Source organism: Streptosporangium minutum (assembly GCF_002149035.1).
Lineage (GTDB): Bacteria > Actinomycetota > Actinomycetes > Streptosporangiales > Streptosporangiaceae > Streptosporangium > Streptosporangium minutum.
The window spans coordinates 73,991-88,403 of the sequence record NZ_NGFP01000005.1 but is presented as its reverse complement, the minus strand read 5'-3'; the positions used below and the strand labels follow the sequence as shown (position 1 = coordinate 88,403).

Sequence of the window (14,413 nt, the reverse complement as noted above, 5' to 3'; positions counted from 1 at the left end):
GGTAGGATCTGGCGCGGACGGCCGGGCGGGGTGGCACGGGGCTGCCATTCGCGGGGGTAGCCCAGCGAGACCTCCTCGAAGCGCACGCCGTCGTGCCAGGTGGTGCGGGGGATGTGCAGGTGACCGTAGACGACCGCCTGGGCGTCGAAGCGCACGTGCCAGTCGGCGGTCTGCTCGGTGCCGCACCAGATCGCGAACTCCTGGTGCCGCATGACCAGGGTCGGCTGGCGGACCAGCGGGTAGTGGTTGACGAGCACGGTGGGCATACCCGGGGTGCGGGCGGCCAGGCGGCGTTCGGTCTCGGCGACCCTGGCGGAGCACCAGGCGGGGCGGGAGGGGTGGGGGTCGGGATGCAGGAACATCTCGTCGGTGCAGACCACGCCCTTCTCGTAGGCGAGGGCGAGCGCCTCCTCCGCCGACGCGACGCCGGGCACGCGGAAGGTGTAGTCGTACAGCACGAACAGCGGGGCGACGGTGACCGGCCCGCCGGGTCCGTCCCATACCGGGTAGGGATCCTCGGGGGTCACCACCCCGAGGTCGCCGCAGACCTTCACCAGGTGGCGGTAGCGTTCCTCGCCGCGTAACCGGACCGGATCGCTGGGGTGGGTCCACAGCTCGTGGTTGCCCGGCACCCACACCACCTTGGCGAAGCGCCCGGCGAGCAGGCGCAGCGCCCACTCGACGTCGGCCACCTTCTCGGAGACGTCTCCCGCCACCAGCAGCCAGTCGGAGGCGGAGGCGGGCCGCAACTCCTCGACGATGCGCCGGTTCTCCCGGTAGCCGATGTGCAGATCACTGATGGCCAGCAGCGACGTCATGCGCGGACCGCCCGCGGCGATCCGGTGGCCGCCCCGGCCGGTGGGGCCTTCGGGCCGTGTACGGCGGGCATCCCGGGACGAGGGGACGGGATCCCGGACGGCGTGGCCCCTACTGCCGGGGGCAGACGGACCGCCCGGACGTCGTTCCGTGGTGATGCGGGCAGTCGCCGGATCCAGGAACGGGCTGCCGTCAAGGTCGTTCTCCTTCGATCAGGCCAGAGGGGATGCCGCCGTGCCGTCCCGGCTTCGGGGGGCGGGGCCAGTTTCTTGCCATGGGGGGACGTTTGTCCAGGATCTGATGGATCGATGGCGGTACTCACGCCTGCCGGGTGGAGTCACGCAGGATCAGCCGCCAGTCGACCGGCTCATCGCCCGCGTCCTCGCCGAGGGCCAGCCGGGCGCATCGGGCGCCCTGGTCGCGCAGGGACTGTGCGATGGTCGTCAGGCCGGCGGCGGCGGCCGCGTCGGTGTCGTCCCAGCCGGTGACGGCGAGGTCGCCGGGCACGGCCAGGCCCAGGCGGCCGGCCGCCCGCATCAGGCCCAGCGCGAGCTCGTCGCTCATCGCGGCGACGGCGTCCGGGACGTGCGGGCCGGTGAGCAGTCCGGCGGCGAGGCGTTCGGCCTCGCGGGCGGTGTTCCTGGAGCACACGGCCACGCGTACCTGCGACCACCGGCCGCCGCTCTCCGTCCACGCGTCGCGGAATCCCCGCAGGCGCTGGCGGGTCACCCGGAAGCTCGCCCCGGCCGGATCCAGTGCCCGGTGCACGCCGGTGGCCCGAGCGCGATCGAGGGGGAAGCTGAGCACCATCGGCCGGCGGGCACCGGCGAAGGCCGCCGCAGCCACCGCGCGGGCCGCCGCGCGGTCGTCGACCGCCACGAACGACAGGTCGTCGCGGCGCGGGCCGCCGTGCACGACGGAGGGAAGGCCGGTGGCGGCGACCGCGTCCACCACGGGGTCGTCATCGGAGGTGGTCCACACCACGAAGCCGTCCACGGCCGCCTCGGCCACCCGGCCGACGTCCCCCGCGGAGCCGGTGACGGGCACGATCGTGAGCCCCAGGCCGTGGTCGGCGCACACTTCGGCGATCCCGGCCAGGAAGCGGGCGGCCTGGGGGTCCTCGAAGGCGTAGGTCAGGTGCTCGCCGAGGATCACTCCGAGGCTGCCGGCGCGGCCGCGCCGCAGCGAGCGCGCCCCCGGATGGGGGCCGGGATATCCCAGCCGCTCGGCGGCCTCGCGGACCCTGGCCCGTGTCTGCTCCGAGACGCGCTCCGGCTGGGCGTAGGTATAGGAGACGGTCATCACCGACACCTCTGCCGCCCGGGCGACCTCCGCCATCGTCGGACGCCGGCGCGACGTAGCTCTTGTCATCCCTCACCTTAGCCTGTGTATCGTTACACATATGTCTCTCCAGCCGGGTGGAACGCGGGTCAGGACGGCGTACTGCGGCTTCGCCGTCTTCGGAGCCTTCTGGGGGGTGTGGGGCGCGTCCGTCCCCGCGATCCGGGAACAGGCCGGTCTCACCGACGGGGAGCTGGGCACGGCGCTGCTGTTCGTCGGCGCCGGGGCGCTGCCGGCGATGCTGACCGCCGGACGGGCCGTCGACCGGTGGGGCCACCGCCTGACCGCGTTCCTGCTCGTCCTGCTCGGCGCCGTCGGCGTCACGGTGGCCGTCGCCGCCCGGGACCTTCCGAGCCTGTCCGCCGGCCTGGCGCTGCTCGGTGCGGCGTCGGGCGCCGCGGACGTGGCTGTCAACGCCGCCGCGGGCTCGGCCGAGCGCGCCGTCGGCCGGCCGGTCATCACCAGGGCGCACGGCTTCTTCTCCGCCGCCGTGGTGGTGTCCAGCCTCGCCACCGGCCTGCTCGGCGGCGTCGCGGCGCCCGTCGTGGTGCCGTTCGCGCTGGTCGCGGCAGCCGCCGCGGGAGCGGGCCTGCTCATCGCCGCCGACGCCCGCGGCCATTCGGCACCCTTCGGCCGGCGCGGCGCGGCGCCGGGTCACGGTCCCCGCGGCCGGTCGGTCCTGCGGGCGTACCTGCCGCTCCTGCTGGTCGCCGGAGTGCTGGGCGCGCTCGCCTTCGCCGTGGAGAACGCCCACCAGAGCTGGAGCGCGGTCTACATGGCCGACACGCTGCGCGCCGATCCCATGCTCGCCGCCGCGGGGCCCGCGGTCTTCGCCGCGGTCGTCGCGCTCACCCGGTTCACCGCCGGCTCCCTGGGATCCGGCCACGCCATGGCCGTCCTGATCCTCGGCGCTGCCACGGCGGCCGGTGGGACGGTCCTGCTCGCCTCCGCCTCGTCCGCCCCGCCGGCGCTGGCCGGGCTCGCCCTGGCCGCCGCCGGCACCGCCGTGCTGTTCCCGACCCTGCTCGGCGTGGTCACCGCCGACGTCCCGGACTCCGTCCGAGGCGCCGCCACCTCGGTCGTGACCACGGTGTCCTACCTGGGCTTCCTCGCCGGGCCGGTGTACGTGGGGTACTGGGCCCAGGCCGCCGGGCTGCCGGGCGCCATGCTGGCCGTGTCCGTGCTCGCGGGAGCGCTGGCCCTGCTGACCTGGCCGGCCCTCCGCGCCGCCCTCCCGTCCACGCGCCCCTCTCCGGGGGGACGGGCGTCCTCAGAGGAGATCGCGCGCGGCGGCCACGGCGGCCTGGCCGAAACTGACGCCCCCGTCGTTGGGCGGGACGCGATGGTGGGTCAGCACCCGGAAGTCCCGGAGCCGTAGCGCCTGGACGAGCCTGCCGAGCAGTAACCGGTTCTGGAAGACGCCGCCGGACAGGGCGACCGTGCCGATGCCGGTGGACGAGCGGAGCCGCGCGCAGCTCGCGGCGGTGGCGGCGGCGAGCCCGTTGTGGAAGCGGGCGGAGACGACCGCGGGGCCGGTCCCGTCGCGCAGGTCCTCGACGACGGCCCGGACGAGGTCGCCGGTCCGGATCGTCAGCAGCTCGCCCTCGCCGCCCTCGTCGCCGCCGAGCCGGACCGGATAGGCGGACTCCTCGGCGGGATCGGCCCGCTGTTCGAGCGCGATCGCGGCCTGCCCCTCGTAGGTGACGGTGTCGCGGAGTCCGAGGATCGCCGCGACGGCGTCGAACAGCCGCCCGGCGCTGGAGGTGAGGGGGGAGTTCACGCCGGATCTGGCCACGGCCACCACGTCGTCCCAGTCCCGGTGGCGGGAGCGCACCCGGAGATCGCCGGGCGGCGTGCCGCCGTAGGCCGCGTCCAGATGCGCGGCGGCCATCCGCCAGGGCTGCCGGATCGCCGCCGTGCCGCCGGGCAGCGGCACCGGGGTCAGGCATCCGGCCCGGGTGAAGCCGGTGAGGTCGGCCACGAGGAGCTCGCCGCCCCACAGGGTGCCGTCGGCGCCGTAGCCGAGGCCGTCGAAGGCCACTCCGATGACGGGGCCGGCCTCCTGGTTGTCGGCCAGGCAGGAGGCGATGTGCGCGTGGTGGTGCTGGACCCCGACCAGGTCGACTCCGTCCAGGTCGCAGGCGTATTTGGTGGACAGGTACTCCGGGTGCAGGTCGTGCGCGACGACGCGGGGCGTGATGCCGAACAGCCGCCGGAAGTGGTCGATCCCCTCGCTGAAGGAGCGCAGCGTCTCGTAGTTCTCCAGGTCGCCGATGTGGTGGGAGACGAAGGCGCGCCCTCCCTCGGCGAGGCAGAAGGTGTTCTTCAGCTCCGCGCCGCACGCCAGCACCGCCCGCCGTACGGGACGGGGGAGCAGGAGGGGCTCGGGGGCGTATCCCCGCGATCTCCGCAGCGGGAGCGCGCGTCCCTCTGCCGCGAGGACCACCGAGTCGTCGGTGCGGACGTGGATCGGGCGGTCGTGGGTGAGGAAGCGGTCGGCGACGCCGGCGAGCCGGGTGAACGCGTCGCGGTCCCGGTAGGCGATGGGCTCGTCGGAGAGGTTCCCGCTGGTCAGGACGTACGGCCGGGCGATCTCGCGGGCGAGCAGGTGGTGCATGGGCGTGTAGGGCAGCATGACGCCGAGGCGGCGGTCGTCCGGTGCCACGGCCTCGGCCAGCGGAGCGCCGGGGCGGCGGGGCAGCAGCACGATCGGCCGCCGGGGGCCGGTGAGCAGCCGCTCGGCCACGGGGTCCAGCTCGCACAGCGTGCGCGCGGCGTCGAGGTCGGCGACCATGACGGCGAACGGCCTGTCCTCGCGGTGCTTGCGCGTACGCAGGGTTCGCACGGCGGCCTCGTCGGTGGCGTCGGCCGCCAGGTGGTAGCCGCCGAGGCCCTTGACGGCCAGCACGCCGCCCGACCGCACCACCTCGGCCGCGAGCCCGATCGGATCGCGACCGGCGCCGGGGTGGTGGGTACGGCCGTCGGCACCGAGCAGCCGCAGCGCCGGACCGCAGGCCGGGCAGCAGATCGGCTGGGCGTGGAACCTGCGGTCGTGCGGATCGAGGTACTCGGCCCTGCACTCCTCGCACATGGCGAACCCGGCCATCGTCGTGGCCGGCCGGTCGTAGGGGACGTCCCGGATGACGGTGAACCTCGGCCCGCAGTTGGTGCAGTTGATGAAGGGGTGGCGGTAACGGCGGTCGGCGGGGTCGGACAGCTCGGCCAGGCAGTCCGCGCACGTCGCGACATCGGGCGAGATCAGCGCCGCCCGCGCGTCCCCCTCCCTGCTGCCGGCGATGACGAAACCGCGGTCACCCAGGGCGGGCACGGCGGTGACGGTGACGCGGTGGATCACCGCCAGCGGCGGCGCGTGACCCCGTAGCTCCTCCTGGAAGCGGGTGAGGCTCTCCCGGGTCCCCTCGGCCTCGATGAACACGCCCTCGCTGTCGTTGCCCACCCACCCCGACAGGGCCAGCCGCCGGGCCAGGGAGTGGACGTGGGGACGGAAACCCACCCCCTGCACGATCCCTTCGACCCGGATGCTGACCCGTGTCCGGGGCTCGGCCCGCGCCGCTCCGGTGCTCATGCGGCCATCCTGCCCGCGCCCCCGGCCGTCGGCGGCGGGCGCGCGCGGTCCCGGGGGAGAAGGTTGCGCCCATGATCAGACCTTTACTCCGGTTTGTAGCGGCGAAGGTGTCGAGTATATGAACACTCCCCGTAATCTGACGACTACCGTAAATAACGGAGCGTCCACATGTCAGTGACATCGACCATGCAAGTAGCCGTCAGCGAGGCCTTCGCCCGGCGTGACCGCGCCGCCCGCGCCCTCGCGGAGGACTCCGGGCGCATCGCGCGGGCATGCCAGGACATGGCGGTCCGGTTCCGCCACGGCGGAAAGCTGATCGTCTTCGGCAACGGCGGCGGCGGCACGGACGCGGCCCACATCGCGGTCGAGTTCATGCACCCGGTCATCGTGGGCAAGAGGGCCCTTCCGGCGATCGCGCTGAGCAACGACGCCGCGACGGTCAGCGGGGTGGGCAACCGCGACGGCCTCGCCGAGACCTTCGCCCACCAGGTCCACCGCTGGGCGGACCCTGCCGACATGGCGCTGGGGATCTCCCGCGACGGCCGCTGCGAGAACGTCCTGCGGGGCCTGGAGATGGCCAAGACCCTGGGCCTGTTCACCTTCGCCCTGGCGGGCGGCGACGGAGGCCCCCTCGCGCGGAGCCCGGCGGCCGACCACGTGCTGACCGTCGCCTCGGACGATCCCGCCGTGGTCAAGGAGATCCACGTCACCGCCTACCACGTGCTGTGGGAGCTGGTGCATGTCTTCTACGAGCAGCCCGGCCCGCCCGGTGACGCGACGCCCGGAGGGACGAGCGGGGAGGCGGCCCGATGAGCGGGCCCGCGGACTGCCCGGCCGGCGTGTGCGTCACCTGCTCGGACCAGGCCGTGCCGATGACGGTGCTCCGGCTGGTCGAGCCGGACCTGGCGATGGCCGGCGCCGGGGACGTCGCCGAGGAGGTGAGCGTGGCACTGGTCGACGCGGCGGTGGGCGACACCGTCCTCGTGCACGCCAAGGAGGCCATCGCCGTGATCGCGAAGGGAGGCGGCGATGGGCAGGCTTGAGGGACCGCCGGCCGAGGGGGTGCGGGAGCTGTACCCCTTCCTCTACGAGGGCCGGGCCGACCTTGAGGCGGTGCTGGCGGAGGCGTGCCGCTCCACCGAGGAGAAGGCCGCCGAGATCGTACGGCTGCGCTGGCAGGTGGCCGAGGCGTCCGCCGACGCGCTCATGGAGTGCGCGGGGGAGATGGCCCTGCGGTTCGCCTCGGGCGGGCGGCTGTTCGCCTTCGGCAACGGTGGCAGCAGCACCGACGCCCAGGAGGTGGCGACCGCCTTCCTCCATCCGCCCTGCGGCCTGTCCCTGCCCGCCCTGTCCCTGACCAGCGACGTCGCCGTGGTCACCGCGCTCTCCAACGACGTGGGGTTCGACGTCGTCTTCGCGCGTCAGCTCGCGGCGCTGGGACGGCACGGTGACATCGCCGTCGGCCTGTCGACGAGCGGGGGCTCCGCCAACGTCGTGCGCGCCTTCGAGGAGGCGACGCGCAGGGGCATGCTCACCATCGGCCTGGCCGGGGACGAGGGAGGCAGGCTGGCCGAACTCGACCTGCTCGACTACCTGTTCGTCATCCCGTCGTCGTCGGTGCACCGGATCCAGGAGGCCCAGACGACGGTCTACCACGTGCTGTGGGAGCTCACCCAGCACGCGCTCGGAGCGGTGCCCGCCCCGTAGGCCGCGGAGCCGGGCGACCGGCCGCGGCCCTCCCCCGGAGACCAGGAGACCAGGAGACCAGGAGACCCCGGAGAAGGGACGCGTCATGACCCGTACCGCACATGCCCCCCGCACCGATCACGACCTATCGCCATCGACGAGGAGCGGGGAGGCGGCATGACAGCGCCGACGGAGTCCGCGGGCAGCAGGCCGCAGGAGCAGGAGGAGCCGGTCGTCCACATTCTCTGGATCAACGCGGGGCTGAGCTGCGACGGGGACTCCGTCGCGCTGACCGCGGCGACGCAGCCGAGCATCGAGGAGATCGTGCTGGGGGCGCTGCCGGGGCTGCCCAAGGTGGCGGTGCACTGGCCGCTGATCGACTTCGAGTCCGGGCCGATGCAGGGCGCGGACGTGTTCATCGAGTGGTTCTTCAAGGCCGACCGGGGGGAGCTGGACCCGTTCGTGCTGGTGGTGGAGGGCTCGATCCCGAACGAGTCGATCAAGCAGGAGGGCTACTGGTGCGGGTTCGGCAACAACCCGGCGACCGGTCAGCCGATGACCACCAGCGAGTGGCTGGATCGCCTGGCGCCCAAGGCGACGGCGGTGCTGGCGGCCGGCACGTGCGCGACCTACGGCGGGATCCACGCGATGGCGGGCAACCCGACCGGGGCGATGGGGGTGGCCGACTACCTGGGCTGGGACTGGCGCTCGAAGGCGGGGCTGCCGATCGTGAACGTGCCGGGCTGCCCGATCCAGCCGGACAACCTGTCGGAGACGATCCTGTACCTGCTGTACCAGGTGGCCGGGCAGGCGCCGATGATCCCGCTGGACGAGGCGTTGCGGCCGACGTGGCTGTTCGGGCAGACGGTGCACGAGGGCTGTGACCGGGCCGGCTACTACGAGCAGGGGCAGTTCGCGACCGAGTACGGCTCGCCGAAGTGCCTGGTGAAGATCGGCTGCTGGGGCCCGGTGGTCAAGTGCAACGTGCCCAAGCGGGGCTGGATGAACGGGATCGGCGGCTGTCCGAACGTGGGCGGCATCTGCATCGCGTGCACGATGCCCGGATTCCCGGACAAGTTCATGCCGTTCATGGACGAGCCGCCGGGGGCGCGGGTGTCCTCGACCGTCAGCGGCGCCTACGGCAGCGTGATCCGCACCCTGCGCAGCATCACCCTCAAAACGGTTGATAAAGAGCCGAAGTGGCGCAAGAAGGGCCGCGAGCTGCTCACCGGTTACAAGGCGTCCTGGAGCTGAGCTGAAAATGAAGACCTCACCGAGACCGGGGCAGAGCGGCCCGCAGGACCAGCCACGCGAGCTGGTCGAGATGTCGTGGGACCCCATCACGCGCATCGTGGGAAGCCTGGGCATCTACTGCAAGGTCGACTTCAAGAACCGGGAGGTGGCCGAGTGCTACAGCACCTCGTCGATCTTCCGCGGCTACAGCATCTTCATGAAGGGCAAGGACCCGCGCGACGCGCACTTCATCACCAGCCGGATCTGCGGGATCTGCGGTGACAACCACGCCACCTGCTCGGTCTACGCCCAGAACATGGCCTACGGCGCCCGCCCGCCTGCCCTGGGGGAGTGGATCCTCAACTGCGGCGAGGCCGCCGAGTACATGTTCGACCACAACATCTACCAGGAGAACCTGGTCGGGGTCGACTACTGCGAGAAGATGGTGCGCGAGACCAACCCCGGCGTGCTGGCCAGGGCCGAGCGGACCGAGGCCCCGCACGCGGCCGACCACGGCTACAAGACCATCGCCGACATCATGCGCTCCCTCAACCCGCTCGAAGGCGAGTTCTACCGCGAGGCGCTGGCGGTGAGCCGTACCACCAGGGAGATGTTCTGCCTGATGGAGGGGCGGCACGTGCACCCCTCCACCCTCTACCCCGGCGGGGTGGGCACGGTCGCGACGGTGCAGCTCTTCACCGACTACCTCAGCCGGCTGATGCGCTACGTGGAGTTCATGAAGCGGGTCGTGCCCATGCACGACGACCTGTTCGACTTCTTCTACGACGCGCTGCCCGGCTACGAGGAGGTCGGCCGCAGGCGCGTGCTGCTGGGCTGCTGGGGCAGCTTCCAGGACCCGGAGCACTGCGACTTCACCTACGAGAACATGGCCTCCTGGGGCAAGCGGATGTTCGTCAGCCCAGGGGTGATCGTCGACGGCAGGCTCGTCACCGACGACCTGGTCGACATCAACCTCGGCATCCGGATCCTGCTGGGCAGCTCCTACTACGACGACTGGCAGGGGCAGGAGCCGTTCGTCACCCATGACCCGCTGGGCAACCCGGTCGACATGCGCCACCCGTGGAACCAGCACACCATCCCGCGCCCGCAGAAGCGCGACTTCACCGACAAGTACAGCTGGGTGATGTCGCCGCGCTGGTTCGACGGCAAGGACATGTTGGCGCTGGACACCGGCGGCGGCCCGATCGCGCGCCTGTGGTCGACCGCGCTGTCGGGGAAGGTCGACATCGGCTACGTCAGGGCGACCGGGCACAGCGTGCAGATCAACCTGCCGAAGACGGCCACCAAGCCGGAGAAGACGTTCGAGTGGAAGATCCCCGAGCGTAACGGCGAGCTGATGTCCAACGCGCTGGAACGCAACCGGGCCCGCACCTACTTCCAGGCCTACGCGGCGGCGTGCGCGCTGCACTTCGCCGAACAGGGCCTGGCCGAGGTGCGCGCGGGACGGACCCAGACCTGGACGCCGTTCACGGTGCCGGAGGAGGCGATCAGCTGCGGGTTCACCGAGGCGGTGCGGGGCGTGCTGTCGCACCACATGGTGATCAGGAACGGCAAGATCGCCAACTACCATCCGTACCCGCCCACGCCCTGGAACGCCAGCGTCCGCGACGTCAACGGGGTGCCGGGGCCGTACGAGGACGCGGTGCAGAACACCCCGATCTTCGAGGAGAACCCCCCGGAGAACTTCAAGGGCATCGACATCATGCGCGCCGTGCGCAGCTTCGACCCCTGCCTGCCGTGCGGGGTCCACATGTATCTCGGTGACGGCAAGGAACTACGCAAGCTGCACACCCCCCATGCCGCCGGCACCCTGTGATCAATCGGCCGCCGGGGAGCCGTCCGCTCCCCGGCGGGAGGACGTGAGGAAAGGTGGCGCGGGCGCGATGCCGCAAGCCCATGACGTTCAGGCGGCCGGAGGCCGCGTCGAGGCGCTGATCGCCGAACTCGCCACGCTCAGCGACCCCGTGACACGTGCCAAGGCCGAGGAGCTCGTCCGCGTGCTGGTCGAGCTGTACGGCGCCGGCCTGGAACGCGTCGTCGAGATCGTCACCGACGCAGAAGCGGCGGAGGTGCTCCACCGCCTGGCCACCGACGAGCTCGTCTCGGGCCTGCTCGTGCTGCACGACCTGCATCCCCTGAGCACGGCCGAGCGCGTCCGCGCCGCCCTCGACGCCGTCCGGCCCCACCTCGGGCCGCACGAGGGCGGCGTCGAGCTGCTCGGCGTGGACGAGGCCGGGGTCGTACGGCTGCGCCTGCGGGGCACCTTCCCGGGCTGCCCCTCCTCGCAGCTCGCCGTCACCTCCGCCGTCGAACGCGCCGTCCTCCAGGCCGCGCCGGAGGTGGCCGGGGTGGACATCGAGAGGCCGGCCGGCGACCGGGCGCCGCTGCTGCAGATCCAGCGCCGCCCGCCCGGCCCGTGCCCGGTGCCGGAGAAGGTCCCGTGACGGCCGCCACCGGGCTGCGCCGGTTCCGCGAGCCCCGCGAGGCCGGCGTGGCGCGGTGCGAGATGTGCGCGGAGCCGGCCGGCGAGGAGCACGGCCACGTGGTCAACATCGAAAGCCGGGCGCTGCTCTGCGCCTGCCGTGCCTGCCACCTGCTGTTCACCCATGACGCGGGCACCAAGAGGCGCTACCGCGCGGTGCCGGAGCGCTACCTCTACGCCCCCTCGTTCAAGCTGGCCGCGGCCGACTGGGAGGAGCTGCAGATCCCGGTCCGCACGGCGTTCTTCTTCCGCAACTCCGCGCTCGACCAGGTCGTCGCCTTCTACCCGAGTCCCGCGGGGGCGACCGAGTCCCTTCTCCCCCCGGAGACCTGGGAGCGCGTCATGGCGGACAACCCGATGCCGGCCGACATCCGGCCGGACGTCGAGGCGCTCCTGGTGGACCGCCGCCCGGAGGGCGGCTCGGTGTGTCATCTGGTGCCGATCACCGCCTGCTACGAGCTCGTCGGCCTGGTACGGCTGCACTGGAAGGGCTTCGACGGCGGCCGGGAGGCGTGGGAGGCCATCGACGGCTTCTTCGCCGAGCTGCGCCGGCGCAGCCACGCCGTACCGTCCGCGGAGCCCGCAGGGCTCGCAGGACCCGGAGGAGAAGACGATGCTCGATGAGCTCCAGTTCGCCTGCCTGGGCGCGCGGGCGGAACCATATGCGGCCTTCCCGACGCTGGTCTTCCGGCTGCGGGTCACCGAGCCGTCCTCCGACGGGGTGCACGCCATCGCGCTGCGGTGCCAGATCCGGGTGGAGCCGCACCTCAGACGGTACCTGCCGGCCGAGGTGGAACTGCTCGACGATCTCTTCGGCTCCCCCTCCCGGTGGGGCGACACGCTCAAGCCCCTGCAGTTCGCCAACGTCTCGATCACGGTCCCCGCGTTCAGGGGGACCACCGAGATCGACCTGCCCGTGCCCTGCAGCTACGACCTGGAGGTGGCCGCGGGCAAATACTTCGCCGCCCTCGACGAGGGCGAGGTCCCGCTGCTCATGCTCTTCAGCGGCACCGTGTTCGCCAGGGCGGACAACGGTTTCACCGTGGGACAGGTGCCCTGGCACTGCGAGGCGCGCCACCGGCTGCCGGTGGCCGTCTGGCAGGAGCTGATGAACCGCTACTTCCCGGAGACCGGATGGCTGCGGCTGCGCCGCGACACCCTGCGGGCCCTGCACCGCTTCAAGGCCGAACGCGCCCTGGCGACATGGGACGAGGCCGTGGAACTACTACTCAAGGAGACGCTGGGTTGAGCGTGCCGATGGAGATCGCCCGGAGGGTGGCCGACGCGGTGCTGTACGAGGGCTACCTGCTCTACCCCTACCGAGCCTCGGCGGCCAAGAACCGGCTGCGCTGGCAGTTCGGTGTGCTCGTGCCCCCCGGATTCACCGCCACCGCCGAGCCCTCCGCCAGCGTGACCGAATGTCTCCTCGAACGGGCCGACGACGCCGTGGTGCGCCTGCGCCTGCGATTCCTGCACGTCAGGACCCGAAGCGTGGAGCAGGCCGAGGACGGCGGTTACCGGCCGGTGGCCGAGCTGACGAGCGGCGAGCGGACCTACCTCACCTTCGAGGAGGCGACCGAACGCGAGGTGGAGGCCGTACTGCCCATCTCCGCCCTCCTGGACGCCGAGCAGACGGTCGAGGTGCGCGTCCCCGGAGACCGCTCGGCCGAGCTGATCCTCGCGCCGACCGGCGAGCGGGAGGGCCGCGTCGTCTCCGAGCACCTGCCGCTGCACGCCGCGCTCAGAGCCGGGGCCGAACGGTTGCCGGGGCCGTACGGCCTCGTCAGGCTGCGCGTCCGGGTGGAGAACACCGCCGGCTGGGCCGGGCCGGAAGCGGCGCGCGAGCAGGCGCTGCGGCGCTCGCTGATCTCGGCGCACCTGCTCATCGGGGTGACCGGAGGCGCCTTCGTCTCCCTGCTCGACCCGCCGGAGTGGGCCCGGCCGATGGCGCAGGGCTGCCGCAACGAGCACACCTGGCCGGTGCTCGTCGGCGAGCCCGGACACCGCGACGTGGTGCTGTCGTCGCCGATCATCCTGTACGACTATCCGGACATCGCCCCGGAGAGCCCGGGTGACCTGTTCGACTCGACCGAGATCGACGAGATACTCCACCTGCGCACGCTCACCCTCACCGACGAGGAGACGCGGCAGGCGCGGGCGACCGATCCCCGGGCGGCGCAGCTCATCGACATGGTCGGTGACATGCCGCCCGAACTGGTGGAGCGGCTGCACGGGGTGATCCGCTACCTCGACGCGCCCGCGCGGGAGGCCGGCACGCCCTGGTGGGACCCGGCGGCCGACTCCCGCGTGTCCCCGGAGACCGACAGCGTGACCGTCTCCGGCGTGGAGATCGCCAAGGGCAGCCGGGTCCGGCTGGTCCCCGGCAGGCGCCGCGCCGACGCCCACGACATGTTCCTGGCCGGCAGGACCGCCCGGGTGGAGGCCGTTCTCCTCGACCTCGACGGGGCGCGGCATCTGGCCGTCACCCTGGACGACGACCTGGGCGCCGACCTGCACCGCTCCCACGGGCGTTTCCTCTACTTCGCCCCGGACGAGGTCGAGCCGCTCGGCGACGGGGAGGCCACCGCATGAGGATTCTCCTCGCGGGGGTCGGGAACGTCTTCCTCGGCGACGACGGTTTCGGCGTCACGGTGGCCAGGCGCCTGGCGGAGACGGACCTCCCCGACGGGGTCGGGGTCACCGACTTCGGCATCCGCGGCGTCCACCTCGCCTACGAGCTCACCGGCGGCGGCTACGACGCCGCGATCCTGATCGACGCCGCCTCGCGCGACGGCCCCCCCGGCACGCTGTACGTGCTGGAGCCGTCGCCGGGCGAGTGCCCGGGGTCCTTCGTCGACGCCCACGCCATGACGCCCGAATCGGTGCTGTCACTGGCGGGCACACTCGGCGGCGTGACCGGACGGGTCCTGCTCGTCGGCTGCGAACCCGCCGACCTCTCACCCGGCATGGAGCTGAGCCCCCAGGTGGCGGACGCCGTCGGCAGGGCGGTGGAACTGGTCCTGGAGCTGGTCGGGCAACAGATCGCGATGGCGTGCGCCAGCGCGGGTCATCAGGAGGAACGGACATGCTGAAACGTCTGGTCGCCGGAGCGCTCCTCGTCGGGGTGGCGGTGATCGTCTACCAGTCGATCCCCGACATCAAGCGCTACCTGCGGATCAGGAAGATGTGACGGCCCGGAGGCCGGACATCTCGTCGCGGGCCGTGGCGCGCGTCCCGGTGGAAGCCAA

15 protein-coding genes are annotated in these 14,413 nt (G+C 72.5%); 12 read left to right on the top strand and 3 right to left on the bottom strand.

Annotation, left to right across the window (positions count from 1 at the left end):
* Both CA984_RS02270 and CA984_RS02265 read right to left on the bottom strand, forming a co-directional pair.
* The coding region (locus CA984_RS02270; protein WP_086567404.1) for a metallophosphoesterase family protein at positions 1-818 on the bottom strand (818 nt) is incomplete at its 3' end.
* 316 nt (positions 819-1,134) lie between these two features.
* A complete protein-coding gene (locus CA984_RS02265; RefSeq protein ID WP_278248974.1) occupies positions 1,135-2,154 on the bottom strand; it encodes a LacI family DNA-binding transcriptional regulator in 1,020 nt (339 codons plus the stop codon).
* Positions 2,155-2,218: 64 nt separating this feature from the next.
* Here CA984_RS02265 and CA984_RS02260 point away from each other — a divergent pair, with 64 nt between their 5' ends.
* Entirely contained in the window at positions 2,219-3,535 is a 1,317-nt protein-coding gene (locus CA984_RS02260; RefSeq protein WP_086567399.1) for an MFS transporter, read from the top strand.
* Here the strand turns inward: CA984_RS02260 and hypF are convergent.
* Positions 3,428-5,743, bottom strand: a complete 2,316-nt coding sequence (gene hypF / locus CA984_RS02255; RefSeq protein ID WP_086567396.1) for a carbamoyltransferase HypF — start codon at positions 5,741-5,743, stop codon at positions 3,428-3,430. The genes CA984_RS02260 and hypF overlap by 108 nt on opposite strands.
* A gap of 168 nt (positions 5,744-5,911) precedes the next feature.
* Here hypF and CA984_RS02250 point away from each other — a divergent pair, with 168 nt between their 5' ends.
* From CA984_RS02250 to CA984_RS49155, 11 genes are all read left to right on the top strand, one after another.
* Positions 5,912-6,556, top strand: coding sequence for a D-sedoheptulose-7-phosphate isomerase (locus tag CA984_RS02250; RefSeq protein WP_086567394.1), 645 nt, complete (start codon positions 5,912-5,914; stop codon positions 6,554-6,556).
* On the top strand, positions 6,553-6,786 hold the full coding sequence (locus CA984_RS02245; protein WP_086567392.1) for a HypC/HybG/HupF family hydrogenase formation chaperone: 234 nt from the start codon (positions 6,553-6,555) through the stop codon (positions 6,784-6,786). Before CA984_RS02250 ends, CA984_RS02245 begins: the two co-directional genes overlap by 4 nt.
* Entirely contained in the window at positions 6,773-7,450 is a 678-nt protein-coding gene (locus CA984_RS02240) for a D-sedoheptulose-7-phosphate isomerase (RefSeq protein ID WP_086567390.1), read from the top strand. Before CA984_RS02245 ends, CA984_RS02240 begins: the two co-directional genes overlap by 14 nt.
* 156 nt (positions 7,451-7,606) lie before the next feature.
* Positions 7,607-8,683, top strand: coding sequence for an NADH-quinone oxidoreductase subunit B family protein (locus tag CA984_RS02235; RefSeq protein WP_086567388.1), 1,077 nt, complete (start codon positions 7,607-7,609; stop codon positions 8,681-8,683).
* Positions 8,684-8,690: 7 nt separating this feature from the next.
* Positions 8,691-10,499 (top strand): nickel-dependent hydrogenase large subunit, encoded by a 1,809-nt coding sequence (locus tag CA984_RS02230; RefSeq protein ID WP_086567386.1) that lies wholly within the window; start codon positions 8,691-8,693, stop codon positions 10,497-10,499.
* 67 nt (positions 10,500-10,566) lie between these two features.
* Positions 10,567-11,127: a NifU family protein gene (locus CA984_RS02225; protein ID WP_086567384.1), complete on the top strand. Its 561-nt coding sequence runs from the start codon at positions 10,567-10,569 to the stop codon at positions 11,125-11,127.
* Positions 11,124-11,789 carry a DUF5947 family protein gene (locus CA984_RS02220; protein WP_086567381.1) on the top strand — a complete coding sequence of 222 codons (666 nt, stop codon included), beginning with the start codon at positions 11,124-11,126 and terminating at the stop codon, positions 11,787-11,789. Before CA984_RS02225 ends, CA984_RS02220 begins: the two co-directional genes overlap by 4 nt.
* Positions 11,779-12,414: a DUF6084 family protein gene (locus tag CA984_RS02215; RefSeq protein ID WP_086567378.1), complete on the top strand. Its 636-nt coding sequence runs from the start codon at positions 11,779-11,781 to the stop codon at positions 12,412-12,414. The genes CA984_RS02220 and CA984_RS02215 overlap by 11 nt, the downstream gene beginning before the upstream one ends.
* Positions 12,415-12,416: 2 nt before the next feature.
* Positions 12,417-13,757, top strand: a complete 1,341-nt coding sequence (locus CA984_RS02210) for a hypothetical protein (RefSeq protein WP_242675689.1) — start codon at positions 12,417-12,419, stop codon at positions 13,755-13,757.
* Positions 13,754-14,257 carry a hydrogenase maturation protease gene (locus tag CA984_RS02205; protein ID WP_086567373.1) on the top strand — a complete coding sequence of 168 codons (504 nt, stop codon included), beginning with the start codon at positions 13,754-13,756 and terminating at the stop codon, positions 14,255-14,257. Before CA984_RS02210 ends, CA984_RS02205 begins: the two co-directional genes overlap by 4 nt.
* Positions 14,251-14,355 (top strand): DUF6893 family small protein, encoded by a 105-nt coding sequence (locus CA984_RS49155; RefSeq protein ID WP_386496864.1) that lies wholly within the window; start codon positions 14,251-14,253, stop codon positions 14,353-14,355. Before CA984_RS02205 ends, CA984_RS49155 begins: the two co-directional genes overlap by 7 nt.
* Positions 14,356-14,413: the final 58 nt, after the last annotated feature.

Coding starts and splice junctions, on each gene's coding strand:
- CA984_RS02205 (WP_086567373.1), top strand. CDS start 13,754: ATGAGGATTCTCCTCGCGGGGGTCGGGAACGTCTTCCTCGGCGACGAC.
- CA984_RS02215 (WP_086567378.1), top strand. CDS start 11,779: ATGCTCGATGAGCTCCAGTTCGCCTGCCTGGGCGCGCGGGCGGAACCA.
- CA984_RS02230 (WP_086567386.1), top strand. CDS start 8,691: ATGAAGACCTCACCGAGACCGGGGCAGAGCGGCCCGCAGGACCAGCCA.
- CA984_RS02240 (WP_086567390.1), top strand. CDS start 6,773: ATGGGCAGGCTTGAGGGACCGCCGGCCGAGGGGGTGCGGGAGCTGTAC.
- CA984_RS02245 (WP_086567392.1), top strand. CDS start 6,553: ATGAGCGGGCCCGCGGACTGCCCGGCCGGCGTGTGCGTCACCTGCTCG.
- CA984_RS02235 (WP_086567388.1), top strand. CDS start 7,607: ATGACAGCGCCGACGGAGTCCGCGGGCAGCAGGCCGCAGGAGCAGGAG.
- hypF (WP_086567396.1), bottom strand. CDS start 5,743: ATGAGCACCGGAGCGGCGCGGGCCGAGCCCCGGACACGGGTCAGCATC.
- CA984_RS02225 (WP_086567384.1), top strand. CDS start 10,567: ATGCCGCAAGCCCATGACGTTCAGGCGGCCGGAGGCCGCGTCGAGGCG.
- CA984_RS02250 (WP_086567394.1), top strand. CDS start 5,912: ATGTCAGTGACATCGACCATGCAAGTAGCCGTCAGCGAGGCCTTCGCC.
- CA984_RS02265 (WP_278248974.1), bottom strand. CDS start 2,154: ATGGCGGAGGTCGCCCGGGCGGCAGAGGTGTCGGTGATGACCGTCTCC.
- CA984_RS02260 (WP_086567399.1), top strand. CDS start 2,219: ATGTCTCTCCAGCCGGGTGGAACGCGGGTCAGGACGGCGTACTGCGGC.
- CA984_RS49155 (WP_386496864.1), top strand. CDS start 14,251: ATGCTGAAACGTCTGGTCGCCGGAGCGCTCCTCGTCGGGGTGGCGGTG.